The sequence below is a fragment of the Pseudarthrobacter sp. NPDC058196 genome (assembly GCF_042882685.1).
Lineage (GTDB): Bacteria > Actinomycetota > Actinomycetes > Actinomycetales > Micrococcaceae > Arthrobacter.
This window is the reverse complement of sequence record NZ_JBHVVN010000017.1, coordinates 12482-37885: the sequence shown is the minus strand read 5'-3', so window position 1 is coordinate 37885 and position 25404 is coordinate 12482. Positions and strand designations below refer to the sequence as shown.

Below are 25404 nucleotides of genomic sequence, written 5' to 3'. Positions count from 1 at the left end.
TCCGGGGGGTGTGGGGGGGGGGGGTGGGGGGGGTGGGGGGGGGGGTCTCCCTCGGGGTGGGGGGGCGCGGCCGGGGGGCGCCCCCCCCGCGGGGGGGGGGGGGGGGCCCGGGGCCCCCCCGCCGCACTTTTCCCGCGCCTGGAACCAGAAGGCGTCCCACCAAGAGCGCCATCGCTTCCGAGCAGGCCACAGCGTGACGGCGGCCGCAGGATCACGCGCCAGACTCGTGCAGCAGGGGTCAGGAATGCGTTGAGCGGATGACGTCAGCGACGCTCTCCAAGTGCACCCGCATCGCGTCGGCGGCGGCATCCGGATTGTGCGCGCAGACAGCGTCGATGATCGCGAGGTGCTGCGGCAGCGAAACTGCCGGCCGGCCGGGCTGCCGGGCGAGCCGGAACTGGAAGCGAACGGCTTGGCCGCGGAGCCGGTGGATGGTAGCTGCGGCCGTTTGCTGTGCGCTGATGTCGATGACCCTGGCATGCAGGATCTGGTTGCACTCCGAATAGGAGTCCCGGTCGCCGCGTTCCACGGCGTCCTTCATCCGCCCGGCCAACTCCTGAAGCTCGGCGGCTTCACCCTCCGTGATCCGTTCGGCCGCCTTCCGTGCGCAGAGCGCCTCGAGGGCGGCACGGACCTCGGTGATCTCAACCGCTTCTTCTACGGAGACAGCGCGTACGCGGGCGCCACGGTTCTGGACGCGCTCCACCAAGCCTTCGACCGTCAGTTCTGCCAACGCCGCCCGAATGTTTCCCCGGCTGGCCCCATATTCGGCGGACAGGTCCGCCTCCACCAGACGCTGGTTTGGCACCAGGTCTCCGCCCACGATGGCGGACCTCAGCACATCCACCAGTTCGGCAACCGTAAGGGACCGGCCCGTGATGCCTTCGAGGGTTTCCATGCCTTGCCACCTCCGTGCGCTTGTCCAGGGCAAGCAATATTGTCAACAACTTTGTACCAGCCTACTTGCCCCCCTCCAGGGAGGACATCTACGGGCCAAGTAGACCGTAAACATAAATGTACAAGAAATTGTTGACAATCCTGAATGTAACTTGGTTCACTTAAGGCGACGGCGCTGTTACCGAGGGCGCCCTCCCACATCACCAAAGGACAAACCATGGATGAGGGCATTCCCTTGGCGGCGAGCGCGGGCCGTGTGGACCCAGTGGCGCCGCACACCACGCCCGTTCACGTCGGACACCCCGCCGGGGGCCAAGCCTCCGTACCCTGCTGGCTCATGCGCGGCGGGACCTCGAAGGGTCCGTTCTTCCGTGCCACCGACCTCCCGGCCGACACGCCGGCCCGGGACGCGGTCCTGTTGGCGGCTATGGGCTCCCCGGACCCGCGACAGATCGACGGGCTGGGCGGCGCCCACCCTTTAACCAGCAAGGCCGGGATCGTCTCGATCAGCGGTCGGAATGGGGTGGACCTTGAGTTCCTGTTCGCCCAGCTCCAGCCGGACAGCGGCCAGGTGGACACCACGCCCAACTGCGGGAACATGTTGGCGGCCGCGCTCCCGTTCGCCATTGAGTCAGGCCTTCTAACTCCCGACGGCGACACCACCACGGCGCGGGTCCTCACCGTGAACACGGGCATGGTCGCCGAGATCACGGTCCGGACGCCCTTGGGGCCGGCAGGACGGTACGTCGAGTATGCCGGGGACGCCCGGATCGACGGTGTGCCCGGCACGGCCGCGCCGGTGACCATCAACTTCCTGGACACGGCGGGCTCGGTCTGCGCCTCACTGCTGCCCACCGGAAACCTCCGAGACACTGTGGATATCGCCGGGGTGGGGGCGGTGGACGTGACCTGCATCGACAATGGCCAACCGCTGGTGATCATCAACGCCGGTGACCTGGGCCGCACGGGGCGGGAGTCCGTCGTCGACCTTAACAAGGACACCGAACTCAAAGGCCGCCTTGAGGACCTGCGGCTGGCATGCGGAAAACTCATGGGCCTCGGCGACGTGACGGACAAGAACTACCCCAAAATGACCCTGGTCTCGGCGCCGGCCTCGGGCGGTGCGGTCAATACCCGCAGCTTCATCCCGCACGTCTGCCATGAATCCATCGGCGTGCTCGCCGCGGTCACGACCGCCACCGCCGCAATCCTCAAAGGGACTGTGGCGCAGGACGTCGCCGTCCTGCCAAACGGAACCACGCCCACCGTCGCGGTTGAACACCCCAGCGGTGAATTCACCGTCGAGCTCGGCCTGGACGCCGAAGACCCCGCCAAAGTGGTCAAATCCGCGCTGATCCGCACGGCCCGGCTTCTCATGGCGGGCACCGTCATGGTCCCCGCCCACCCCTCATTCCAGGAGCACACTCTGTGATTATCGATATCCACGGCCACTACACCACGGCCCCGGCCGCCCTGGGGCAATGGCGGGACCGGCAGGTCGCCGCACTGCAGGACCCGTCCCTGGCGCCGTCCCCAGCAGATTTGGACATTTCCGACGACGAACTCCGGGAGAGCATCGAAGCGAACCAGCTGCGGCTCATGGACGAACGCGGGATCGACCTCACCGTCTTCTCACCCCGGGCTTCCTTCATGGCACACCACGTCGGCACCTTCGAGACTTCCGCCGAGTGGGCGGCGATCTGCAACGAGCTCTGCTACCGGGTCAGCCGGCTCTATCCGGACCGGTTCGTCCCCGCCGCGATGCTCCCCCAGTCACCCGGCGTGGATCCGGCCACATCCATCCCGGAACTCACCCGCTGCGTTGAGGAATACGGAGCCGTGGCGCTGAACCTGAACCCCGACCCCTCAGGCGGGCACTGGACCGCTCCGCCGCTGACGGACCGGTCCTGGTACCCGATCTACGAAAAGATGGTGGAGTTCGACATCCCCGCCATGGTGCATGTCAGCACCAGCGTCAACCCTGCCTTCCACACCACCGGCGCGCACTACCTGAACGCCGACACCACCGCCGTCATGCAACTCATCCAGGGCGACCTGTTCACCGACTTCCCCACCCTGAAACTTGTCATCCCGCACGGCGGCGGTGCCGTCCCCTACCACTGGGGACGCTTCCGCGGCCTGGCCATGGCACTGGGTAAACCGGCCCTCGAAGAACACCTGCTGCGCAACGTCTTCTTCGATACCTGCGTCTACCACCAGCCCGGGATCGACCTGCTCCTGGACGTCATCCCCACCAGGAACATCCTGTTCGCCTCCGAAATGATCGGCGCCGTCCGGGACATCGACCCCTGCACCGGCCACAACTTCGACGACACCGCCCGCTACCTCGACGCCGCCGGGCTGAACGAAGCAGACCTGGCCGCCGTCCACGAACAGAACGCCCGCACCGTCTACCCCCGCCTCAACGCCCTGCTCAAGCAGCAGGGCCGCTAACCATCCCAGGAGCCACAAACATGCAGGAACTCGGCGTGGTCCACACCACCATCACCCGCGCAGCCGACAAGGACGTCAAAGCACTCTCCGCCTTCGGCGTCAGCACCATCCACGAAGCCATGGGCCGGCTGGGCCTCATGCGCCCCTACCTCCGCCCCGTCTACCCCGGCGCCGCCATGTGCGGCACGGCCGTCACCGTGCTGCTCCAGCCCGGCGACAACTGGATGATGCACGTCGCCGCCGAACAGGTCCAGCCCGGGGACGTCGTGGTCGCCGCGTGCACCACCGAAAGCGAAGACGGCTTCTTCGGCGACCTGCTCGCCACCTCCCTCAAAGCCCGCGGCGCACGCGGATTGATCATCGACGGCGGCTGCCGCGACGTCGCCACGCTGCAGGAGATGGACTTCCCCGTCTTCAGCCGCGCCATCAACTCCAAAGGCACCGTCAAAGCCACCCTCGGATCCGTCAACATCCCCGTGGTCTGCGCCAACGCCTTGGTCAACCCCGGCGACGTGGTGGTCGCGGACGTCGACGGCGTCGTCGTTGTCCCGGCAAACCGCGCGGCGGACGTAGCCGAAGCTGCCCGGAAACGCGAAGACAACGAAGAGGCAAAACGACTCCGTTTCGCCAACGGAGAACTCGGGCTCGACATCTACAACATGCGCGGACCCCTCGAAGCCGCAGGCCTGCGCTATGTCCACTGACACGCCCACCACAGCCGCCCTAAGGAACCCCATGGACAGCACCTTCACCAAGTCACCCGGCTGGCTCGACTGGTACAGCAACCCCTCCACGCCACGCTTCACGCTTCCGGCGGGCACGGTGGACGCGCACTGCCACGTCTTCGGACCCGGGAACGAGTTCCCGTTCGCGCCGGAGCGGAAGTACACGCCCTGCGACGCCTGCAAGGATCAGCTGTTCGCCCTGCGCGACCACCTGGGCGTCAGCCGCAACGTGATCGTGCAGGCCACCTGCCACGGCGCCGACAACAGCGCCATGGTTGACGCGGTCAAAGCCTCCGAGGGCCGCGCCCGCGGAGTGGCCACCGTCCGCCCGGACATCGGCGACGCTGAGCTGGAACGGCTTGACGCAGCGGGGGTGCGTGGTGTCCGGTTCAACTTCCTGAAGCGGCTGGTCAACGCGGCACCGCAGGAGGAACTGGCCGCAATCGCCCGCAGGATCGCCCCGCTGGGCTGGCACGTGGTCATCTATTTCGAAGGCCAGGACCTCGAGGGGCTGGAAGGGTTCTTCGGGTCGCTGCCCACTCCGCTGGTGGTGGACCACATGGGGCGCCCCGACGTGGCCAAACCAGCAACCGGGCCGGAGTTCGGCAGGTTCCTGCGCTTCGTGGAAAACAACGATGTCTGGGTCAAGGTCAGCTGCCCGGAACGGCTCACCATCTCCGGTCCGCCCGCCCTGGACGGAGAGCCCGCCCCGTACCGCGACGTTGTGGCGTTCGGCCGCACCGTCGTCGAGGAATTTCCGGACCGAGTCCTGTGGGGAACCGACTGGCCACACCCGAACCTCACCCACCACATGCCGGACGACGGCCTCCTGGTGGACTACATCCCGCACGTGGCAACCACTCCGGAGCTTCAGCACAAACTGCTCGTCAGCAACCCCATGAACCTCTACTGGCCCGGCGAAAAAGCCTAGCCCTCCCCCCGGATCCTCCGACCACCTGCCCCAAGGATTTCAATGATGCATTCCAACGCCGCCAACCGCCTTGACCGGTTGCCCATCTCCAAGTTCCACAAGGTCGCCCTGGTGGCCGTCTCGTTCGCCTACTTCTTCGAGTTCGCCGACATCAACAGTTTCGCCACCACCGTGCCGAAACTGATCAAGCTGTGGGGTGTCAGCGTCAACGAGGTGGCGTATGTGACGTCCGCATCCTTCGTTGGCATGTTCGTCGGCTCCCTGATTGCCAGCTGGATGGCAGACCGCTGGGGCCGCAAGAACGCCCTGGTCATCACCACCCTCTGGTACGCGACCTTCTCGCTGGTCGCCGCGTTCTCCTGGGACATTGTGTCGTTGGGCGCTTTCCGGATCCTCACCTCGGCCGGGCTCTCCGCCATGACCGTGGTGGCGGTCATCTACGTCAATGAACTGTTCCCCGCGGCCAAGCGCGGCAAGTACCAGGCGTATGCGATCGTCATCGGCATCTGCGGGACACCGGCCACCAACCTCATCGCCAGCCTGGTGGTTCCCCTGGCGGACTGGACCTGGCGGCTGGTCTACGTATGGGGCGCACTGGGCATCCTCTTCATCCTGTTCACGCGGCGGCTCAAGGAATCCCCGCGCTGGTACGAAAACAAGGGCGACTACGCCAAGGCGGACGCCATCCTCAAGGAAATCGAGGCTACCGTCAGCGCAGAAAAGGGAGCCCTCCCCGCGCCTGCCGCCCCGGTCGAGACTCCCGCCGCCACCAAGGCACCCCTGACGCTGCTGCTGCAGAAGAAGTACCTGGCGCCCACCCTCCTGCTCACCGTCCTCTGGGTCACCCAGACCATCGGCTTCTTCGGCTACTCCAGCTGGGCACCCACACTGCTGGCCAAGGAAGGCTTCAGCGTTGAAAGCTCCATCTTCTATGTGGCACTGACCACGGTCGGTGCCCCCCTCGGCTCCTACCTCGCATCCCTGGTCACGGACCGCTTCGAGCGGAAGTGGTGCCTGGTGGTCTTTGGCAGCATCATCGCCGCGTGCGGCCTCCTCTACGGACTCACGTTCAACCCGGTGCTGATCGTCCTGTTCGGCTTCCTGGTCAACCTGTTCGAGCGCGGCTACACGGCACTTGCCTACGCCTACTCGCCCGAACTGTTCGACACCAACGGACGCTCCATGGGCACCGGCGTGTCCTACGGCCTGGGCCGCCTCTCCAACGCCGCCGGTCCGCTGATCATCGCTGCCCTCTACAACGGCAGCGGCTACCAGAGTGTCTTCTTCTTCATCGCCGGCACCTGGCTGTTCGGCGCCGTCGCCCTGGCCATCTTCGGCCCCGCAACGCAAAAGGCCCGCTTGTTCGCGGCAACGGGGGCAGACCCCGCAGCCGGGCCGGTGGACGGAACCGCCGCCGTCGGGACGCACGACGGCGGCATCCGCCACTAAATCGCACGAGCGTGAGCCCGGTGCCGCACGGCGGCACCGGGCTCTTCCGTTAACTCCGGGGCCGCACGCTCCCCCCGGAGGGTTGACACTGCGCCACTTATGTCTAATGCTTAAACGAAAGTTTGTGCAGTGGCGCACATCCGATGGGAGCAGTCAATGACAGACACCACATTCCACCCCCGGCGCAGTGCCGTTTCCCGCAGAAGCCTCCTTTTGGCCGGATTGGGAACGGCCATGTCAGCGCCGTTCCTGGCATCCTGCGCGGGGTTCGACACCAGCGGCGCGGCCGCAGGCCAGGGAACCGTAGGGTTCCTGTCCACCCAGTTCACCCCGGTGGAGGAAAAGCAACGGTACGAAGCGGTCCTCAAGAAGTTCGCCAAGGTGCCCATGGCCTACAACTCCGTGGACCCCGGCGTTTTCTCCTCAACGGTGAGCACGCAGGCGGCCGCCGGGAACGTGAAGACCTCCCTTCTGGGCGGCCTGCACGGTGAACTGGCCCCGCTCGCCGATTCCCTTGAGGATGTCGACGCCCTCCTTCGGGACCTGGCCGGGCGCGGGTTCACCAAGGAAATGCTTGACCTCACCAAGGTGGGCGGCTCCACCTCGCGGTATGTCCCCTGGATGCAAGCCACCTACGTGGTGGCCGTGAACAAGAAGGCCCTGGAGTGGCTGCCCGTCGGCGTGGACGTCAATGACCTGACCTATGAGGGCTACCTGGCCTGGGCCAAAGCCGCCAAACAGGGTGCCGGCAGGCCGGTCTTCGGGATGCCCGCCGGCCCCAAAGGCCTGCACCATCGCTTCTACCAGGGGTTCCTGCTGCCCAGCTTTACCGGCGGCCAAATCACCACGTTCCGCAACCAGGATGCGGTGGCCGGGTGGTCCTATATGCAGGAACTGTGGTCCGCCATGGCCCCGGCCTCCACCAACTACGACTACATGCAGGAACCCCTGGCCCGTGGCGAAATCCTGGTCGCCTGGGACCACGTTGCACGCCTGGTCAACGCCCCGGCGGCTAAACCCGACGACTGGCTCATGGTCCCGGCACCCCGTGGGCCGAAGGGGCGTGGATACATGCTGATCATCGCGGGTATGGCACTGCCCAGGAACGGCAAGGACCGCGATCTCGCCGAGAAGGCCATCCGGGCCCTGACCGAGCCGGCCTCCCAGATCGAGACACTGCGCAGCAACGCGTTCTTCCCGGTGGTCCAGACCGAACTTCCCTCGGACCTGACCGGCGCCATCGCTCTGGAGGCCGCAGCGGTCCGCCGGCAACAACGGTCCGCCGGGGCGCTGCTGGCACTTCCACCGGTAGGGCTGGGCGCCAAAGAAGGGGAAGTTTCGCAGATCTTCAAGAACTGCTTCCAGCAGATTTGCCTGGAAACCCGGCCCATCCAGCAGGTCCTCGATACGCAGGCAACACAGTTGAACACCATCCTGAAGGCCCTGAATGTTCCGTGCTGGGCGCCCGATCCGATCTCGATGAAATGCGAGGTAGCGTAATGGCCGTAGAGGCACCCCCCACCCCGACCGCAACAGTTGCTCCACCGCGGCGGCGCCGGATACCGCCCGCGGTCCTGCTGATTGCCCCGTCCGTCATCTTCATGGCCCTGCTCCTGGGCTGGCCCGTTATCCAGGGCGTCCTGCAAGCCTTCAGGGACGACCAGGGCTTCACCCTCGAGTTCGTCAGCCGCATGGTGCAGGACCCGTACTTTTGGCCGGCAGTCCGCAACACGCTGCTCCTGATCGTCGTGATGATCCCCCTGCAGTTCGCCCTTGCGATCGCCATGGCCCTGATGCTGCGGAGCAATCCGCGGCTGCACAAGGTCCACTTCTTCATCTGGGCCATCCCCCTGGCCCTCAGCGACCTGGCGGCCGGTTTGGTCTGGCTTGCGATCTTCAACGACCGCGGATACCTGAATTCGGTGCTGTCCTGGTTGGGGCTGCAGGGAACTTCGTGGCTCGCCTACGACAACCAGGCCAGCATGTTCATCTGCGTCCTCATCGCCGAACTCTGGCGGGCCACCTCCCTGGTGCTGATCATCGTCGTCGCCGGGCTCCAAGGCATCCCCAAGGACTACGACGAGGCAGCGCAGGTATTTGGTGCCACGTTCTGGCAGCGCCTCCGGCACGTGACCCTGCCGCTGCTGAAACCCAGCCTCCAGGTGGCCTTGATCCTCCGGACCATCCTCGCTTTCCAGACGTTCGCCGTGGCGCAGGCGCTGACCGGCCAGAACTTCCCCCTGGTGGTGGGCGAAACGTACCGCTGGTACACCGGGCTGCAGAACCCCAACGTGGCTGCCGCACTGGCCCTGGTCATCCTTGTCGTCTCGATGGCCACGTCGATCTTCTACCTGCGGGCGCTCCGCGACAAGAACCAGGGAGGACTCCGATGAGCCCCACAGTGGACACCACACCCATCACCCGGCAGAAACGGAACCGGTTCCTGCTGCAGGCGGCATGCATCGCCGTCTCGCTGTTCATGCTGATCCCCATCTACCTGATCTCCCTCGCAGCGCTTTCCACCAGGGCGTCGCTCAACGAGTTCCCGCTCTCACTCCTCCCTACCAACCTCTCCGTGGAAACCCTCAACGGGTTCCTGGGGGCGACCGGCATCTTCGGAGCTCTGGGCAACTCGCTGATCGTCGGCGCCGGGACGCTGATCCTGGCGGCGCTGATCGGCGTACCCGCGGGATACGCGCTGGCCCGCTTCAGCTTCCGGGGCAAGGACCCCTACCAACTCTTCCTGCTCTTCACCCGTGCACTGCCGATCGTGGTGCTGTCCGTCCCGCTCGCCAGGCTTTTCCTCACGGTGGACATCTACGACACGACCTATGCAGTGATCCTCCTGCACACCGCGCTGGCGCTGCCCACCACCATCCTGATCTCCGCCAGCGTCTTCCTCAGCGTTCCCATCGATGTGGAGGAAGCGGCGCGCCTTTTTGGCTGCTCACCGCTCGGGGCGTTCGGCAGGGTGGTGCTCCCCATGGCACTGCCGGGCCTCGCCGCGGCGTCGATCTTTACCTTCGTCATGTCCTGGAACGAAGTGCTGGGTGCATCCATCCTCACCCTTGACCACCGCACCCTCCCCGCCCAGGTCCTCAGCTCATTGTCCGACTCCCCGCTGGCGTACCGGTTCGCGGGCGGTTTTGCCCTGGTCATTCCGTCCATCATCTTCATCGCGCTGATGCGCCGCTACCTCACCAACATGTGGGGCTCAACCATCCGTTAGGCCGCGCCGGCCTGCCACCACTTTCCCCAAAGGAGCCGATTGTGGCTGATATCCAGATTTCCAACCTTGTGAAGACGTACCCGGGCGGATCCGAGCGCGCCACGGACGACGTGTCCTTGTCCATCCGCGACGGCGAGTTCACCGTCCTGCTGGGACCGTCCGGCTGCGGGAAGACCACCCTGCTGCGGATGGTCGCCGGACTCGAACTTCCGGACTCCGGCTCGATCTCCATCGGTGGCCGCGACGTCACCTACCTGCCGCCAAACAAGCGCAACCTCTCCATGGTGTTCCAGTCCTACGCCGTGTTTCCGCACCGCAAGGTCCGCTACAACATCGGCTTCGGGCTGCGGATGGCGAAAGTGCCGGCCGAGGAGATTGAACGCAAGGTCCAGTGGGCCGCCGACCTTCTCCAACTGGGCCCATACCTGGACCGGCTGCCCGCCAACCTCTCCGGCGGACAACGGCAGCGGGTGGCCGTGGCACGCGCCATCGTCATGGATGCCGATGTGCTGCTGATGGATGAACCGCTGTCCAACCTCGACGCCCTGCTGCGCCTGACCTTCCGGTCCGAGCTGAAGAAGATCGTCCAGGACCTTGGCACCACAACGGTCTACGTCACCCACGACCAAAGCGAGGCGTTGTCCCTCGGCGACCAGGTGGCCGTCATGCGCAAGGGCCGGATCGTGCAGCTGGGTGATCCGCTGGACGTCTACGACGCGCCTGCCGACCAGTTCGTGGGCGGCTTCATCGGGTCGCCGCCCATGAACTTCCTGGACGCCGCGGTCAGCCACGACGGCGGCACCCTGGTCCTGGGTGAACAGCAGCTCATGGCGCCGTCCATCCTGCGCTCCTTTGCGGGCAAGGACGTTCTCCTGGGCGTCCGGGCCGAGAACGTGACGGTCAGCAACCAGCGCTCGTCTGGCGATGTGGCGGCCACGGTCCTCGTCGTCGAACCGATGGGGTCCACCGTCCTGCTCACGGTGGAGGTGGACGGCCACAGCCTCAAGGTCCAGGCACCGCCCACCTTCAAGACGGCTCCCCGGCACACCATCTGGCTGGGCTTCGCCCCGAACACCATGCGCGTCTATGACCGCGAAACATCAATGGCACTGGAGGCCAAATGAACCCGACCCGCTCCCTGTCCAGTGAAGAACTGCGCTCAGCCGCCATCGACGTCCTGAAGATCAACGACCTGGGCACCATGACCAGCGCCGCCCCCAACCTGTACCCGCATATGTGGAGCTGGGACGCTGCGTTCGTTGCCATCGGACTTGCCCGCACCAACGTCGCCCGCGCCGTCACGGAACTGCGCAGCCTGCTCGGCGCCCAGTGGTCCACGGGGATGATTCCCCACATCGTCTTCAGCGACAATGACACCGGCTACTTCCCGGGCTTCGACCGGTGGGGAACGGCAAACGCTTCGGCATTGCCCGCAGGAATCCGCAGCAGCGGCATCTGCCAACCGCCGGTGCATGCGATCGCCCTGCGCCACATCGTTGACCGCGGGCGGGAAAACGGCGGCGCCGACCAGGTGGCCGCCGAGGAATTCCTGGCCGAGTCCTTCGACGGTTGGCTGGCGTGGCACCGGTGGCTGGCCACGGTCCGCGACCCGGACGGTGTGGGACTGATTGAAATCCACCACGGCTGGGAATCGGGCTTCGATAATTCACCCCGCTGGGACGGCCCCTACTCAAGGATCGTGCCGGGAGCCGTTCCGCCTTACACCCGCCGGGATGTCCTGCACGTCGCGGACGCCAGCGAACGGCCCGACGACTCCGAGTACACCAAGTACCTCTGGCTGGTGCAGCAGATGGCGGAGGTTAAGTTCGATGACGCCGCAGTGAAGGACGTGGTCGATTTCCGGGTCCGGGACGTTTTCTTTTCCGCCATCATGGCGGCGTCCAGCGAGGTGCTCGCCGGCCTGGCCCTGGAACTCGGACGTGAACAGGACGCCTTGGAGCTGCAGGGAATGGCGGCGCGGTTCCGTGCGGGGGTGGCGTCCACGGTGGACCCGGAAACCGGTCTGGCCAGGGACTATGACGTGCTCGCCAAGGAGTGGATCGGCACCGAGACGGTCTCCGGCTTCGCCCCCCTCGTCGCCGGCGGCGATCCTGCCCTCCTCGCCGCCCAGCGCGACCTCCTGCGCGGACCGCGCTGGATGGGCTTCCCGGGGCTCCGGTTTCCGCTGCCCCCATCTACCTCGCCGGCCAGCGACGCGTTCCGGCCGCGGACCTATTGGCGCGGACCGGTGTGGCCCTTCCTGAACCTGCTCCTGGGCTGGGCCAGCGCCCGTGACGGTGCCACCGGGCTCTTCGAGGAGCTCCGGTACGCATCCCTTCAGCAACTGTCCGACCTGCAGTTCGGCGAGTATTACGAGCCCTTCACCGGCGAGCCGCTGGGCAGCCTCGCCCAGGCATGGACAGCGGCAGCAGCTTTGGAGTGGATGGGAACCGCGCGGGAGGACGCGTCGGGCAAGTAGGCTTGTGGACCGGGAGAAGGGGGCCGCGTGACCGTTGAAAGAGTGCCTGCCAGCCTGGGTGGAGCGACGTCGCACGGACACCTGCTGGAGCTGATCCGCGCCGCGGACGGACTGTCCCGCCAGCAGCTCCTTTCCACCACCGGGATGTCGCGGGCCACCCTGTATGAACGGCTGGATACCCTCACCCGCCGGGGCTACATCTATGAAGCAGAACCGCTGGATTCCACCGGCGGACGCCCTTCCCGGAAGATCCGCTTCGAAGACCGGGGCCGGGTGGTCCTGGCCATCACGCTCGGCCAGACCCACGGCACCGTGAGCATTGCCGACACCACCGGCAGGCAACTTCGCTCCGTGACCAGGGGGCTGGACATCAGTGAGCCCGCTGCGTCCGTCCTGGATCCGTTGATCCAGGACGGACGCGCGCTGCTGGCGCAAGGCGCGGATGAGACCCTCCTGGGCATCGGCGTCAGCCTCCCCGCGCCGGTGGAGGCAGTCACCGGATTCGTGAAACACCCAACCACCATCCCCGGCTGGGCCCCGGACTCGGTGGTGTCGGCCGTGAAGGCGGCATGGGGTCTGCCCCTTGTCATCGAAAATGATGCGCGCGCCGCAGCCCTGGGCGAACGGAACAGCGACACCGAAACGGTGGTCTACGTGAAGGTCGGGACGGGCATCGGCTGTGGCATCGTGGTGGAGGGATCAATCCTGCGGGGCGCCCACGGGTCGGCCGGCGACATCGGCCACATCCGGATGACACCGGACGGGCCGCTGTGCCGGTGCGGGCGCCGCGGCTGCCTCGCAGCCTACAGTTCCGGCCGCGCCATCCAGGACCAGCTCGGTCACCTGGACTTTTCGACGGCGGGCCAGGTCAGCGATGCCGCGATGGCCGGAAACGCCGAGGTGTTGAACGCCCTCGACTCGGCCGCGGACGTCCTGGGGCGGGCACTTGCCGCCACCGTCACCACGCTGAACCCGGACCGGCTGGTACTCGGCGGGCAGATAGGTTCCCTGGCGACGTTCGTGGAGCGGGTGGCGCACCGGGTCCTCGCCGACGTCGTTGACCGGATCGCCGAAGGCATGGTGGTGGAAGCCGGCCATCCGGAAGACCTGGCGGCCTGCCACGGACTCACCACACTGGTGATGCGCGACATCTTTGCCCCCCGTGCCGTTGACAGGATGTTCTCGGATGTGACGGCCCTGGCGTGACGCCTCTGCCGGCCCATCACCCATCATCGAAGGAAAGGCTGACCGTGGCACGCATCTTCATCACCGGCTCCACTGACGGGCTGGGCCTGGCGACGGCGGAGACGCTGCTCCGGGACGGCCACGAGGTGATCGTGCATGCGCGGTCCTCCCGGCGGCTCCCCGCCGTACAGCACCTGCTGGACCGCGGGGCGCACAGCCTCGTCGGAGACCTGGCCGTCCTGGCGGACGTCAGGCAACTCGCCGCGGACGCGAACGGAATCGGCGGCATCGACGCCGTCATCCACAACGCCGGCATCCTCAGCGGCCCGGCCCTGCTGCCCGTGAACGTGGTTGCCCCTTACCTGCTGACGGCCCTCATGCCCGGTCCGCGCCGCCTGGTCTACCTGAGCAGCGGCATGCACCGCGGCGGTGACGCCGGCCTGGCCGGCCTGGACTGGGAAGGGCGCACGACGACGGCCTCCTACTCCACCACCAAGCTCCAGGTCACTGCGCTGACCTTGGCGCTGGCCCGGCTGGTGACACACGTCGCCAGCAACGCCGTCGACCCCGGCTGGGTGCCCACCCGGATGGGTGGCCGGTCGGCGCCGGACAGCCTGGAACTGGGCCACCGCACCCAGGAGTGGCTGGCCACCAGCGATGATCCGGAGGCTTTGGCCAGCGGCGGCTACTGGCACCACCAGGAGCGGCAAACCCCGCACCCGGCAGCCAACGACCCCCGCTTCCAGGACGCCTTGCTGGCGCAGCTCGCGGACTACACCGGCACCACCCTGGAAGCGCTCAGCTAGGCCGTTCAGAAGGCACGGATGGTGATTCCGGAAAAGACGGCCGGTCCGCCGTCGCTGTAGAACGAGATGCCGGTATCGCCGTCGGTGAACTGCACCTGCTGCGAGAGCACCGTGTGCCCGGCGTTCACGAACACCTCCACGCTCTGGGTATCCACGAAGATGCGCAGGTGAACGGACCTGGCGGCGGCGTCAATGGGGGCCGCGGCGCGGGTATACGGCACCAGTGAGTAGCCGGCCAGGTCCGAGGATGCGCGGTCGACGTACAGCTCAGCACCGTATTTGCCAATATTTGTGTGGCGGGCACCGTCCGCGGACCAGCCGACGGACACGCCCACGTTCGCCGCGGCGCTCCAGGAGATGTCCAGCTCCAGCTCATAGGCCCTGCCATTCCAGGGCAGGACGACGCTGCCCTCCACCGTCCGGTCCGGGAGCACCGTGGTGGAGGTGGCGTAGCCTACGAGCGCGGGAACCGGGCTGCTCAAGAGGCTGTACCAGCCTCCGCCCTGGCGCACCAGGCGAAGTTCGCGGACGATCGAGTTTTGGCCGTTGTACCCGTCGGTGGCGTCCGTGGGAACATCCCGGGCCGCGTATTTCCAGTTGTTCATCCAGGCGACGGCGAACCGGCGCGTCTCCGGCGCGTCCGGCACCGGCCAGGTCACCGCCGCATACCAGTCCCAGCCCCAGTCCAGCCATTGCGGGTTGTCCACGTCGTCGGCAAGGAACTGGTTTCCGTCCCATGTTCCGGTCCAGTAGGCGTACGTCATGGGCAGCCCGATGCTGTAGGCGTCCATGCTGGCGCCCAGCACCCAATGCCAGGTGCCGTCGTCGGCCTTCATCTGGAACAGGTCCGGACACTCGATGCCGCCCAGCGCATGGTTGGGGTAGTCGAAGTTGCGTTTCAGCTGCCAGTCCCGCAGGTTCACGGACGTGTAGAAGGCGGCGTACCGGGCGCGGCCGATCACGCACACCCATTCGTTGCGGGCAGCGTCCCAGTGGATCTTGGGGTCCCGGAACCATTCCGCGTTGTCGATCTCTGCCTGTGTGGTGGCCGCCCGGCCGTCCGTGTTGACGATTACCGGGTCCGCGAGGGCCGTGAACGTGTAACCGCCGTCGGTGGACCAGTAGAGGTATTGCTCCTGGTATTTCCTGATGCCGTCCGTGGGCTGCGTGGCGAGCACGACGATCGCTCCGGCGCCGAAGCCTGCGGTGTTGGCGGTGTCCACCACTGCGGATCCGGACCACACGGGAAAATCGGGCTGCAGCGGCAGCGCCACGCCGTGATGGGTGAAGGCCACGGCGTCGGTGGTGCTGGCATGGTCCCAGCCGCCCTGCCCGTTGTTTTGCGTGGAATGCAGGTAGTACAGGTGGTGGGCCCCGTTGACGAACACCGGCCGCTGGGGGTCGCACAGCCATCCCGATGGCGGGGTCATGTGGACGACGGCGCGCAGGGAATCCCGGGCCTGCGCGGGTGGGCCGGAGATGGCTCCGGCCGCCAGGAGCGCGAACGCTCCTGCTCCGGTGCCTTGCAGGATGTGGCGGCGGGACATGGCATGGGTCATCATTGACTTCCTCTCGCGGGGGCGGCGGCTCCGCCGCCGGGCGCTCAGTGGGGAACCCTCGTTGGTCCGCACGGTCACCTCAGTGATTAAGCGCTTTAGCAGGACAAGATACCCAGCCCCGGTTGGGTTGGTCAAGCGTTTCAGCAAAGTGGCCAACGTCATAAATGGAGCCTTGGGCCCCTCGGAAAGTATTTTTGCTAAAACGCTTGATCAGCGCTTGTTTTCACGCTAGCTTCTAGGTGATCAAACGCTTTAGCAGAACGGACATCACCGCTGATGAGCTACCCAGTCTTCTTCCAGCCCGCCGATGCGTGGGTTGGCGACCTTATCCCCTTCCAGAAGGATGGCGAGTTCTGGCTCTTCTATCTTCATGAAGTGCGCGCCGATCCGAAGCCCGGTACGGCGTGGAACCTGGTGACCACCAAAGACCTCACGCAGTTCCAGGACCACGGCGTGGCCCTCCCCCACGGCACCGCAGACGACCTGGACTTCAACTGCTATACCGGCAGCATCGTCGCCGATGAGTCCGGCGTCCACCACCTCTTCTACACGGGCCAGAACCCGGCCAACCTCGGCCCCGGCGGCCTGCCCCTGCAACTGCTCATGCATGCCACCAGCACCGACGGGATGGCCACCTGGACCAAGCACCCCGAACTCACCTTCGGCGCCCCGGACGGGTACGATTCCGCAGACTGGCGGGACCCCTTCGTCTTCCGGGATGAGGCAGCCAGCGTGTGGCGGATGCTCCTCGCCGCCAGGCACTCCACCGGACCGGAACGCCGCCGGGGCGTGATCGCGCAGTGCGTCTCCACCGACCTGATGACCTGGTCCCATGCCGAACCCTTCTGGGATCCCCGCCGGTACATCACCCATGAGTGCCCCGACGTGTTCCAGTGGGGCGGCTGGTGGTACATGGTCTACTCGGAATTCTCCGAAACCTTCACCACCCGGTACCGGATGGCCACGAGCCCCGACGGCCCGTGGACCGTCCCGGCCCGGGACAGCATCGACGGGCGCGCCTTCTACGCTGCAAAAACGGCGGAACGGGACGGCAGGCGGTTCTTCTTCGGCTGGATCGCCAGCAAGGAAGGAAATTCCGACGACGGCGCCTGGCAGTGGGCGGGCACCATGGCCGTGCTGGAGGCCCGCCAAAACGCCGACGGGACGTTGGCGTTCGGGTTCGCCGACGAACTGGTGGACAGCTTCTGGGACGACGTCCCGCTTGAGCTTGGGAGCGGGCTGCCCCTCCGGCTGGACGTCCCGGACGGCTACGCTGCCGCCATTTCCGCGAAGCCGATGCCCACGCAGTTCTACGCCAAGGCGGTGCTGGACATCGGTCCCGGCACCACGGAATGCGGGTTGCTGCTGCGGTCGACCGCGGACGGCGACCACTCCTACGTCCTCCGCCTCGACCCGAAACGCGGACGCCTGGTGTTCGACCGCTGGCCACGAGCCATCACCGGCGACGCCCAATGGCACGTCTCGGGCGACGTTCCCTACGCCATAGAACTTGAACGCCCGTGCGACCTCGCGCCCGGACAGCACACGCTGGAAGTGGTGGTGGACGGCGATCTGTGCGTCGCCGTCGTGGACCGGCAGGTGGCCCTGAGTACCCGCATCTACGACCTCCCCGCCGGCGCACTGGGCGTGTTCGCCGGCGAAGGTTCCGTCACTGTCACAGATCTCGAAGTCCGCAAGCGCACCGACAACTGAATACCCATCCTCCATTCCATCCGACCCGTTCCAACGATCCGTCCAATCAAGGGAGATTGCCCCAATGAAGAACCCGCTCCGCGCTGCCGCCGTCGCAGCCGCCACCGCCCTGGCACTCACCGCCTGTGGCGGCGGCAGTTCCACGAATTCCTCCGACGTCAGCCCCACCGGCGAGATCAAGCCCCATGAAATCTCCTGGCTCCTCTCCCGCCCGGCAGATGGCGCCGTCATTAACATCATGAAGAAGCTGGCCGACGAATACGCCGCAGACCACCCCGGCTTCAAGCTGAACCTGATCACCACCCCTGACCGGCCCTCCTACATCCAGAAGCTTGAGACCCTGGCCGCGGCCAACAAGCTTCCCGAACTTTTCGACACCGATGCCACCCCGTTCGCCCAGCAGCTGGCCAAACAGGGCAAGATGCTCGACGCCGAAAAGCTGCTGAAATCCCTGGACATCTACGGCAACTACCGCCCCGGGGCACTGGACTACCAGCGGTTCGACGACGGCTCCCTCTACATGATTCCGTTCCAGTTCGAGCTGGAGTTCATGTGGTACAACAAGGCACTGCTGGCGAAGGCCGGGGTAGCCGTACCCAAGTCCCTGGACGATATCCCCGCCATGTGCACCGCCCTGCGCAGCAAGGGAATCACCCCCATTGCCATCGACGGCCAGGACCAATGGCCGCTGGAACGGTACGTCGCCTACCAGCCGTTCCGCGAAGCCGGCCCCGACTTTGTGCAGAAACTGAAGAAGGGCGATGCCAAGTTCAGCGATGCCGCCGGGCAGAAGACCGTCAACTGGATGGCCGAACTGGGCAAGGCCAAGTGCTTCCAGGACGGCTTCTCCGCCCAGGGCTACTCCGACGCGCAGAACCAGTTCACCTCCGGCCAGGCCGCCATGTACAACATCGGAACCTGGGAGCTGCCCAGCCTGGCCACCGACAAGCTCAACCCCGCCGTCCGCAACGACGTCGACTTCTTCACCCTGCCCACCACCGCAGGATCGGCGACGGCGGCGAACGAGTTCGTCTCGCCGTCGGGCATCGGCATGGCCGTCAACGCCAAGACCTACGATCCCCTGGTCAGCGACTTCCTGAAGTTCGCGCTGAAGAAGTACCCCGCCCAATACGCGGCCACCGGCGCACTGTCGCCCACCACCGACGTCCAGACCACCGTCCCCGCCAACGCCACGCCGCTGTTCCAAAAGGCCCTGGACCAGGCAAAGGACCTCGGGTCCAAGCAGGCCATGCCGTGGGACACCCAGCTGGACCCCACCACCAACGGCCGGCTCCAGCAGGAACTGGTCCTGCTGGTCCAGGGCGAGGTCACGCCCCAGCAGTTCACTGAAACGCTGGACAGCACCATCGCCCAGAACGCCCCCAAGTTCTTCAAGTAAAGGTCCGCCATGCTGCCCAACAGGTCACGGACATCGGTCCTGGTCTTCCTGCTCCCGCCGCTGCTGCTCTACGGCGCTGCGGTCCTCTTCCCCATCCTCCAGTCCCTGTTCCTGAGCTTCTTTTCCTGGAACGGCATCAGCGAGATGGAATTCGTCGGCCTGGCGAACTACACCCGGATGTTCGTCGGCGATGACATCTTCTGGAGGGCGTTCCTGAACGCGCTGATCTACCTCGCCATCTGCCTGGTGCTGCAGCTCGGCGGGGCCCTGGCGGTCGCCAGCCTCCTTACCTCCCTCCGCCGCGGACGGGAGCTCATCAAAACCCTCTACCTGCTGCCGGCCGTGATTTCCACGGTGGCCATTGCCTTCCTCTTCGTCCGGATCTACTCGCTGGAACCAGTGGGGCTGCTGAACCAGCTGCTCCACTGGATCGGACTGGGCAGCCTGGAACGGCCGTGGCTGTCGGATGTGAACACGGTCCTGGCGGCTGTGTCCGCACCGGAAGGCTGGCGGTTCACCGGGTTGTACATGCTGATCATCTACGCGGCACTGCTCGCGGTGCCCAAGGAACTTGAGGAAGCGGCCGTCCTGGACGGCGCCTCCCGCTGGACCCTGTTCAGCAAGATCCGGTTCCCGTACATCCGCCCGGTGTGGATCACCACCACCATCATGGCCACCACCTACGGCCTGCGGGGGTTCGACATCCCCTACCTGATGACCAACGGCGGCCCGGGGCAGTCCTCCGAACTGCTCACCACCTATATGTACAAGACGGCGTTCACCAGCACGGACTTTGGCTATGCGAGCACCATCTCGGTGTTCATCGTCATCGAGTGCCTCGCCGCCGTCGGCCTCATCCTGTTCCTGCTGAAGCGAAAGGCAGACGCATGATCACCCAGGCAGCCCCGCCCGCCCAGCCGCCCGCCGTCGTACCTCCCAAGCCCGCCGTGAGGCGCCGCAAGCGCCGGCCGGACCTGTTCCGCACGCTCTCCCGGGTGCTGATCATGCTCATCGTGATCGTGCAGGTGTATCCGCTGGCCTGGCTGTTCCTGACCAGCCTGCGCAGCGAACACGACTTCGCCACCGGCGACCCCTTCGCGTTGCCGAGTTCGCTGACGTGGGAGAACTACGCCCGGGCCTTCGAAACCGGCGACCTCGGCCGGAACATCCTGAACAGCTTCGTGGTAACCATGGGCGCCAACGTCCTGATCGTCCTGCTGGGGATGATGGCCGCCTATGCCATCCAGGTGCTGGGGTTCCGGCTCAGCAAGCTGGTCCGCGGGCTGTTCCTCATCGGCATTATCGTCCCGGTGCAGATCGCGCTGGTTCCGCTGTTCATCGACTATTCGCAGGTTAACCTTCTGGATACGTACCAGTCGATGATCATCCCGCTGGCCGGTTTCTCCCTGCCCATGTCCGTCTATCTGTTCTCCTCGTTCTACGAATATATTCCCAAGGAGACATATGAGGCGGCGTCCCTGGACGGTGCGGGACCGTACCGGATCTTCGGACTGATCACGCTGCCCCTGTCAGTGAACACGGTGGTCACCGTGGTCCTGGTGAACAGCATCTTCATCTGGAACGACTTCATCTTCGCCAACACGTTCGTGCTCTCCGAGGACCTCAAGACCATCCCCCTGGGCCTGCAGAACTACATCGGCGCCATGGGCAAGGTGGACTGGACGGCCACCTTTGCCGCCGTGTGCGTCACCATCACCCCGCTCCTGCTGGTGTTCCTGGTGCTCAACAAGGCCATGATCCAGGGGCTCGAGAGCGGGGCGACCAAGGGATGACGGCGCCTGCTGCTGGATATACTCCTGAAGGAGGGCAAATGAGTTCAATGGAGAATGGTGCGGGCGCGGCCGCCGGCGTGCCGCAGGATCCGCCGCACGCGCCGGAGCGGGCCCACCCCGTGACCCTCCGCGAGGTCGCGGAAGCGGCCGGTGTTTCCACCGCCACGGTATCGCTGGTGGTCAACAAGAAGAAGGACGCCCGCATTGCCGAGGAAACCCGGCGGCGGGTTAAGGAGGCCCTCCGCACCTTGGGCTACCGGCCCAATGCGATGGCTAAGACCCTGGTCAGCGGCACCTCCAAGTTCATCGGGCTGGTGGCCGACGGCGTGGCCACCACGCCCTTTGCCGGCCAGATCATCCACGGGGCGCAGGACGAGGCGTGGAAGCACGGGTATGCGCTGCTCATCGCCAATACCGAGGGCAATGGCGAGCTGGAGCAGGACGCCATCAGCATGATGCTCGAATACAAGGTCCGGGGCATCCTCTACTCCACCTGGTTCCACCGGGCCACCGATATTCCGGCCCCGTTGCGCGAAGCCGACTTTGTGCTGGTGAACTGCTTTTCCGATGAGCCGGGCGCCCGGGCGGTCGTCCCGGACGAGGTCCAGGGTGGCCGGTCTGCCACGGAGATCCTGCTGCGGAACGGCCACCGGAGCATCGCCTTCATCAATGCCACCATTCCGGCGCCGGCCAAGGATGGCCGGCTGGCCGGATACCGCCAGGCCCTTGAGGAGGCCGGCGTCCCGTTCGATCCGGCCCTGGTGATGGAGTCCTATCCGGACCAGGAAGGCGGCTACCGGGCCACGGCGGAGCTGCTCAAACTGGGTGTCACCGCCGTGTTCTGCTACAACGACCGGATGGCCATGGGCCTCTATGACGGCCTGCGGGAACACGGCCTGGCCATCCCGGACGACATGGCGGTGGTGGGGTTCGACAACCAGGAAGTGATTGCCGCCCACCTGCGCCCGCCGCTGTCCACGGTTGCCCTGCCCCATTACGAGTTGGGCGCTGCAGGTGTCCGGACGCTCCTGGGCCTCGACCCTGCCGTCGACGGCTCAGCGAAGATCCACTGCCCCGCCGTCGAACGGACCTCCGTCCAGACCAAGGCCCGGGCGTAACCCCTAAATCTCATCGATCGCTCCGTACTTGTCCTTTTCGGGCCTGGAAACGACAAGTACGGAGCAGTCGACGGGGTTTGTCGAGTCGGGTGCGGGCTGACGAAGGGTCAGGACGCGCGGAGGCGGCGTTCGACGTCGGCCGTCTCCGGGTACGCCGCCTGGGTGCCTTTCCGGGTGGTGGCCAGGGCGGCCGCCACAGAGGCGAAGGCGGCGGCTTCGGCGAGGGCGTCTCCGGCGGCCAGCCGGACGGCAACCGCTCCCGTGAAGGCGTCGCCGGCTCCGGTGGTGTCCACGGCGTCCACGCGCGTGGGCGCCACGAAGGTTACCTGGGCGCCGGGAGGCGCCTCCGAATCCAGGACCACGGACCCGTGCGCGCCGAGGGTCACCAGGACCTGACGGATTCCCCGCCCGGCAAACCGCTCCCGGACCGCACCCCATTGCGCCGCGTGGGCGTCCGCCCCCGGAACCGAAGCCCCGGGGCCAAGGAACAGCGCCGCCTCGTGGGCGTTCACCAGCAGGATGTCTGTCAGTTCAGCCAGCTCCGCCGGAATGTGCGCGTACGGCGAGAGGTTCAGCAGAACCGTTGCGCCGGCGTCGTGCCCTGCCTGGGCGGCGGCCAGCACGGTGGGCATGGCCACCTCCAGGCAGAGGCTGACGACGGCGGCACCGTCCAGGACGTCCGCGGCGCCGGCGACGTCGGCCGGGGACAGGGTGCCGTTGGCTCCGGCGGAGATGATGATGTTGTTCTCGCCGTGGGCGTCCACGGCGATCACCGCGACGCCGGTGGGTTCGCTGGAGGTCCGCACGTGCCCCACGTCCACCCCGGCCCCGGCCACCGAGGCCTGGAGCATGTTGCCGTTGGCGTCATCCCCCACGGCACCCACCAGGCTGACGTGTCCGCCCAGCCGGCCCGCGGCCACGGCCTGGTTGGCGCTCTTGCCGCCCGGGTTCACGGCGAATCCGTTGCCGTGCACCGTCTCGCCGGGCTGCGGCAGGCGTTCGCAGTAAATGGTCAGGTCTGCATTCAAGGAGCCGACGACGACGATCCGGCCGGTGTTTTGCGCCGCGGCACTCACGGGGCCACCTCGGCCTCAACCGGCTTGGGGATCAGCAGCGACGCGGCGAATGCCGCGACGGTGAGGGCCAGCCCGACAAGCACGACGGTCAGGTAGGAGGCCTTCGCATCGCCGAGTGCCTGCGTGGCCACCAGGACCGCGGGCAGGATGAGGAAGCTCAGGCCCGCACCCAGGTTGAAGGCGCCGGCGTTCATGCCGGGCAGGAAGCCGGGGTTGCCGGCGGGCGAGAGGACAACGCCGAGTCCGTTGAGCATGATGTTGACGGTACCGGCGTACATGATGCCCAGCAAGACGGTGCCGGCAATCATCATCGGCAGGCTGCCCAGGCCGAGGAAGGCGATGACGGCCAGTGCGGCGATGCTGCCGAGGAGCCCGATCCGCAGCACCTTGGTGTACCCGAGAACGGGGGCCAGCCGCCCGCTGAGCGGACCCACCAGCCAGCCGAGCAGGGCGTACGGGGTGAGGATGATCAGCGACATTTCGGTGGGGCCGATGCTGAAGCCGGGCGCCGCGGCCTGGACGTAGGCCGGGACGATGCCGTTGATGACGGCGAAGATGCCGGTCATGGTCAGGGTGGTGGTGAGCAGGGGGGCCCAGGTGGCGCGCTGGCGCAGGTGCACGGTTTCCACCATCGGCTGGGCGGCCCGCTGTTCGGTGCGCCAGAAGGCGAAGAAGGCGACGGCGGAGACGAGGACCAGCGCCAGGCTCAGCATCAGCGTGGCGGCGGAGAAGCCGGCCACCAGCTTGGAGCCTTCGTTCAGGGCGGTCAGCAGGGCGCCCACAGCCACGACGATGAAGAAGACGCCGCGCCAGTCCATGGTGGTGCCGGCGGCAGGCTTGCTCTCCTTGGCAAGGACCAGGACGAGGGCGGTGGCGGCGGCGGCCAGGACCACCATCAGCCAGAAGATGCTGCGGAAGCCGAAGTGCTCGGCGAAGTAGCCGCCCACGAAGGAGTCGACGCCGGCCACGCCGCCGTTGACGGCGGTGATGAGGCCCATGAGCGTGCCGTATTTGCGCGGGTTGCTGACGGCGGAGCGCAGCATGATCAAGCAGAGCGGGACGGTGGGTCCGCTGACGCCCTGGATGATGCGGCCCACGAAGAGCCAGGTTACGTCCGGGGCGAGCGCCGCGATGACGGAGCCCGCGGCCATCAGCACCATCATGCCCACCAGGACCTTCTTGCGTCCCACGATGTCGCTGAGGCGGGGCAGGAACAGCGAGAAGAGGGCTGCGGCAGTGAAGAACCAGGTCTGGGAGAGGCCGATGACGGCCTGGTCGGTCTTGAGTTCCTCGCCCATGGTCACCAGGGCGGGGCTGAGCATGGAGGCGTTGAGCTGGAACGCCACGCAGGCGGCCAGCAAGGCGGTCATGAGGGCGGCGATGTTGCGGCGGCCAGTTTTGGTTTCAGTCAGGGTGGCAGTCATTTACTTGACCCCTCCGGCGGTGAGGGAGGCGCTGCGGCCGGGTTCGACGTCGGACGCGGTGCCGTTGTCCTTGTGGCCACCGGTGCCGGGCTCGCCGATGCGGACCAGTGCGTCGGTGACGAGGTCCCAGAACCGCGCGTGGTCCAGGTCCACGGCCACGCTGGTGTGGCAGTCGGCGGGCGCGGGGGCGCGGAAGTCGGCCACGGTCATGCCGAGGGTGAGGGTGCCCTGCAGTTCGATGTTGACCGGTACCTTGCGGGTGCTGACGATGCTGGGATCGATCACGTAGGCCACGGCACAGGGGTCGTGGACGGGCGGGTAGTCGAAGCCCTGGGCGTCCTTGTAGGTGTGGGCGAAGAAGTCCATCAGTTCGGTGACGAACTTCGCCGGGGCGGTGCCGATGGCGGCGATTTTCGCCACGACGTCCGGGGTGGCGAGCGCCTGGTGGGTGAGGTCCAGGCCCACCATCACCACGGGCCACTTCTCGTTGAAGACGATGTGGGCTGCCTCGGGGTCGATGATGATGTTGAACTCGGCCACGGCGCTCCAGTTGCCCACGTGGTAGCCGCCGCCCATCAGGACCACTTCTTTGACCCGTTCCACGATGCGCGGTTCCTTGCGGGCGGCCAGGGCGATGTTGGTCAGGCCGGCGGTGGGGACCAGGGTGACGGTGCCGGGTTCGTGGGCCATGACGGTGTCGATGATGAGGTCGACGGCGTGGCGCGGGTCCAGTTCGATGGTGGACTCGGGCAGGGCGGGGCCGTCCATGCCGGACTCGCCGTGGATGTCCGGGGCGGTCTCGATGCTGCGGACCAGGGGCCGCGGGCAGCCGGCGGCGAAGGGGACGCCGGTGATGCCGGCGATGGTGCCTACGGCCAGGGCGTTGCGGGTGACTTTTTCGAGGGTCTGGTTGCCCACCACCGTGGTGACGGCCAGCAGTTCGATGTCCGGGTTGCCGTGCGCGAGCAGCAGGGCCACGGCGTCGTCGTGGCCGGGGTCGCAGTCCAGGATGATCTTCCGGGGCTGGTGCTGACTCTGTTGCGGGTTTGGTTCCACGATGGTTCTCCACGTCATTGGGGCCTGCCGGGGAGGCAGGGGTCCAGTATTCCGGGAGTGATCATGGCACCGTTTTGTGGTCTACGTCAAGCGCTTAACGTCGCGATGGCG

22 protein-coding genes are annotated in these 25404 nt (G+C 66.6%); 17 read left to right on the top strand and 5 right to left on the bottom strand.

Going from position 1 to position 25404, the window contains the following annotated elements:
* Window positions 1-238 precede the first annotated feature (238 nt).
* Window positions 239-898 (bottom strand): GntR family transcriptional regulator, encoded by a 660-nt coding sequence (locus ACFVVC_RS20270; RefSeq protein ID WP_387457509.1) that lies wholly within the window; start codon window positions 896-898, stop codon window positions 239-241.
* 216 nt (window positions 899-1114) lie between these two features.
* Between ACFVVC_RS20270 and ACFVVC_RS20265 the strand changes: the two genes are divergently transcribed.
* From ACFVVC_RS20265 to ACFVVC_RS20210, 12 genes are all read left to right on the top strand, one after another.
* On the top strand, window positions 1115-2329 hold the full coding sequence (locus ACFVVC_RS20265) for a 4-oxalomesaconate tautomerase (RefSeq protein ID WP_387457506.1): 1215 nt from the start codon (window positions 1115-1117) through the stop codon (window positions 2327-2329).
* A complete protein-coding gene (locus tag ACFVVC_RS20260) occupies window positions 2326-3351 on the top strand; it encodes an amidohydrolase family protein (RefSeq protein ID WP_387457503.1) in 1026 nt (341 codons plus the stop codon). Before ACFVVC_RS20265 ends, ACFVVC_RS20260 begins: the two co-directional genes overlap by 4 nt.
* A gap of 20 nt (window positions 3352-3371) precedes the next feature.
* Window positions 3372-4055, top strand: coding sequence for a 4-carboxy-4-hydroxy-2-oxoadipate aldolase/oxaloacetate decarboxylase (ligK, locus tag ACFVVC_RS20255; protein WP_387457500.1), 684 nt, complete (start codon window positions 3372-3374; stop codon window positions 4053-4055).
* Window positions 4056-4086: 31 nt separating this feature from the next.
* The gene (locus tag ACFVVC_RS20250) at window positions 4087-5007 is read left to right on the top strand and encodes an amidohydrolase family protein (protein ID WP_387457497.1); all 921 of its coding nucleotides are present in this window, start codon (window positions 4087-4089) and stop codon (window positions 5005-5007) included.
* Window positions 5008-5049: 42 nt separating this feature from the next.
* A complete protein-coding gene (locus tag ACFVVC_RS20245; protein WP_387457494.1) occupies window positions 5050-6456 on the top strand; it encodes an MFS transporter in 1407 nt (468 codons plus the stop codon).
* 156 nt (window positions 6457-6612) lie between these two features.
* On the top strand, window positions 6613-7956 hold the full coding sequence (locus ACFVVC_RS20240; RefSeq protein ID WP_387457491.1) for an ABC transporter substrate-binding protein: 1344 nt from the start codon (window positions 6613-6615) through the stop codon (window positions 7954-7956).
* Entirely contained in the window at window positions 7956-8849 is an 894-nt protein-coding gene (locus ACFVVC_RS20235) for a carbohydrate ABC transporter permease (RefSeq protein ID WP_387457488.1), read from the top strand. Before ACFVVC_RS20240 ends, ACFVVC_RS20235 begins: the two co-directional genes overlap by 1 nt.
* Window positions 8846-9685 carry a carbohydrate ABC transporter permease gene (locus ACFVVC_RS20230; RefSeq protein ID WP_387457485.1) on the top strand — a complete coding sequence of 280 codons (840 nt, stop codon included), beginning with the start codon at window positions 8846-8848 and terminating at the stop codon, window positions 9683-9685. The genes ACFVVC_RS20235 and ACFVVC_RS20230 overlap by 4 nt, the downstream gene beginning before the upstream one ends.
* A 41-nt stretch (window positions 9686-9726) precedes the next feature.
* Window positions 9727-10809 carry an ABC transporter ATP-binding protein gene (locus ACFVVC_RS20225; protein ID WP_387457482.1) on the top strand — a complete coding sequence of 361 codons (1083 nt, stop codon included), beginning with the start codon at window positions 9727-9729 and terminating at the stop codon, window positions 10807-10809.
* Window positions 10806-12164 (top strand): glycogen debranching protein, encoded by a 1359-nt coding sequence (locus ACFVVC_RS20220; protein WP_387457479.1) that lies wholly within the window; start codon window positions 10806-10808, stop codon window positions 12162-12164. Before ACFVVC_RS20225 ends, ACFVVC_RS20220 begins: the two co-directional genes overlap by 4 nt.
* Window positions 12165-12191: 27 nt before the next feature.
* The gene (locus ACFVVC_RS20215; RefSeq protein ID WP_387457477.1) at window positions 12192-13370 is read left to right on the top strand and encodes an ROK family protein; all 1179 of its coding nucleotides are present in this window, start codon (window positions 12192-12194) and stop codon (window positions 13368-13370) included.
* Between the two features lie 44 nt (window positions 13371-13414).
* The gene (locus tag ACFVVC_RS20210) at window positions 13415-14155 is read left to right on the top strand and encodes an SDR family NAD(P)-dependent oxidoreductase (protein ID WP_387457474.1); all 741 of its coding nucleotides are present in this window, start codon (window positions 13415-13417) and stop codon (window positions 14153-14155) included.
* A 5-nt stretch (window positions 14156-14160) separates the two neighbouring features.
* Here ACFVVC_RS20210 and ACFVVC_RS20205 read toward each other — a convergent pair whose 3' ends face one another.
* Window positions 14161-15714, bottom strand: coding sequence for a glycoside hydrolase family 32 protein (locus ACFVVC_RS20205; RefSeq protein WP_387457664.1), 1554 nt, complete (start codon window positions 15712-15714; stop codon window positions 14161-14163).
* A 276-nt stretch (window positions 15715-15990) separates the two neighbouring features.
* Between ACFVVC_RS20205 and ACFVVC_RS20200 the strand changes: the two genes are divergently transcribed.
* The 5 genes from ACFVVC_RS20200 to ACFVVC_RS20180 all read left to right on the top strand — a co-directional run bounded on the left by ACFVVC_RS20200 (window position 15991) and on the right by ACFVVC_RS20180 (window position 21737).
* Window positions 15991-17427 carry a GH32 C-terminal domain-containing protein gene (locus ACFVVC_RS20200; protein ID WP_387457471.1) on the top strand — a complete coding sequence of 479 codons (1437 nt, stop codon included), beginning with the start codon at window positions 15991-15993 and terminating at the stop codon, window positions 17425-17427.
* Between the two features lie 64 nt (window positions 17428-17491).
* Window positions 17492-18826, top strand: a complete 1335-nt coding sequence (locus tag ACFVVC_RS20195; protein WP_387457468.1) for an ABC transporter substrate-binding protein — start codon at window positions 17492-17494, stop codon at window positions 18824-18826.
* A 9-nt stretch (window positions 18827-18835) separates the two neighbouring features.
* Window positions 18836-19717, top strand: coding sequence for a carbohydrate ABC transporter permease (locus tag ACFVVC_RS20190; protein WP_387457465.1), 882 nt, complete (start codon window positions 18836-18838; stop codon window positions 19715-19717).
* On the top strand, window positions 19714-20619 hold the full coding sequence (locus ACFVVC_RS20185; protein WP_387457462.1) for a carbohydrate ABC transporter permease: 906 nt from the start codon (window positions 19714-19716) through the stop codon (window positions 20617-20619). Before ACFVVC_RS20190 ends, ACFVVC_RS20185 begins: the two co-directional genes overlap by 4 nt.
* A 38-nt stretch (window positions 20620-20657) precedes the next feature.
* Entirely contained in the window at window positions 20658-21737 is a 1080-nt protein-coding gene (locus ACFVVC_RS20180) for a LacI family DNA-binding transcriptional regulator (protein WP_387457459.1), read from the top strand.
* A gap of 107 nt (window positions 21738-21844) precedes the next feature.
* Here the strand turns inward: ACFVVC_RS20180 and ACFVVC_RS20175 are convergent, their stop codons facing one another.
* From ACFVVC_RS20175 to ACFVVC_RS20165, 3 genes are read right to left on the bottom strand one after another with little or no spacing between them, the layout of a single operon-like run.
* A complete protein-coding gene (locus ACFVVC_RS20175) occupies window positions 21845-22813 on the bottom strand; it encodes a ribokinase (protein WP_387457456.1) in 969 nt (322 codons plus the stop codon).
* The gene (locus tag ACFVVC_RS20170; RefSeq protein WP_387457454.1) at window positions 22810-24237 is read right to left on the bottom strand and encodes an MFS transporter; all 1428 of its coding nucleotides are present in this window, start codon (window positions 24235-24237) and stop codon (window positions 22810-22812) included. Before ACFVVC_RS20170 ends, ACFVVC_RS20175 begins: the two co-directional genes overlap by 4 nt.
* On the bottom strand, window positions 24238-25311 hold the full coding sequence (locus ACFVVC_RS20165; RefSeq protein WP_387457451.1) for a nucleoside hydrolase: 1074 nt from the start codon (window positions 25309-25311) through the stop codon (window positions 24238-24240).
* Between the last annotated feature and the right edge of the window lie 93 nt (window positions 25312-25404).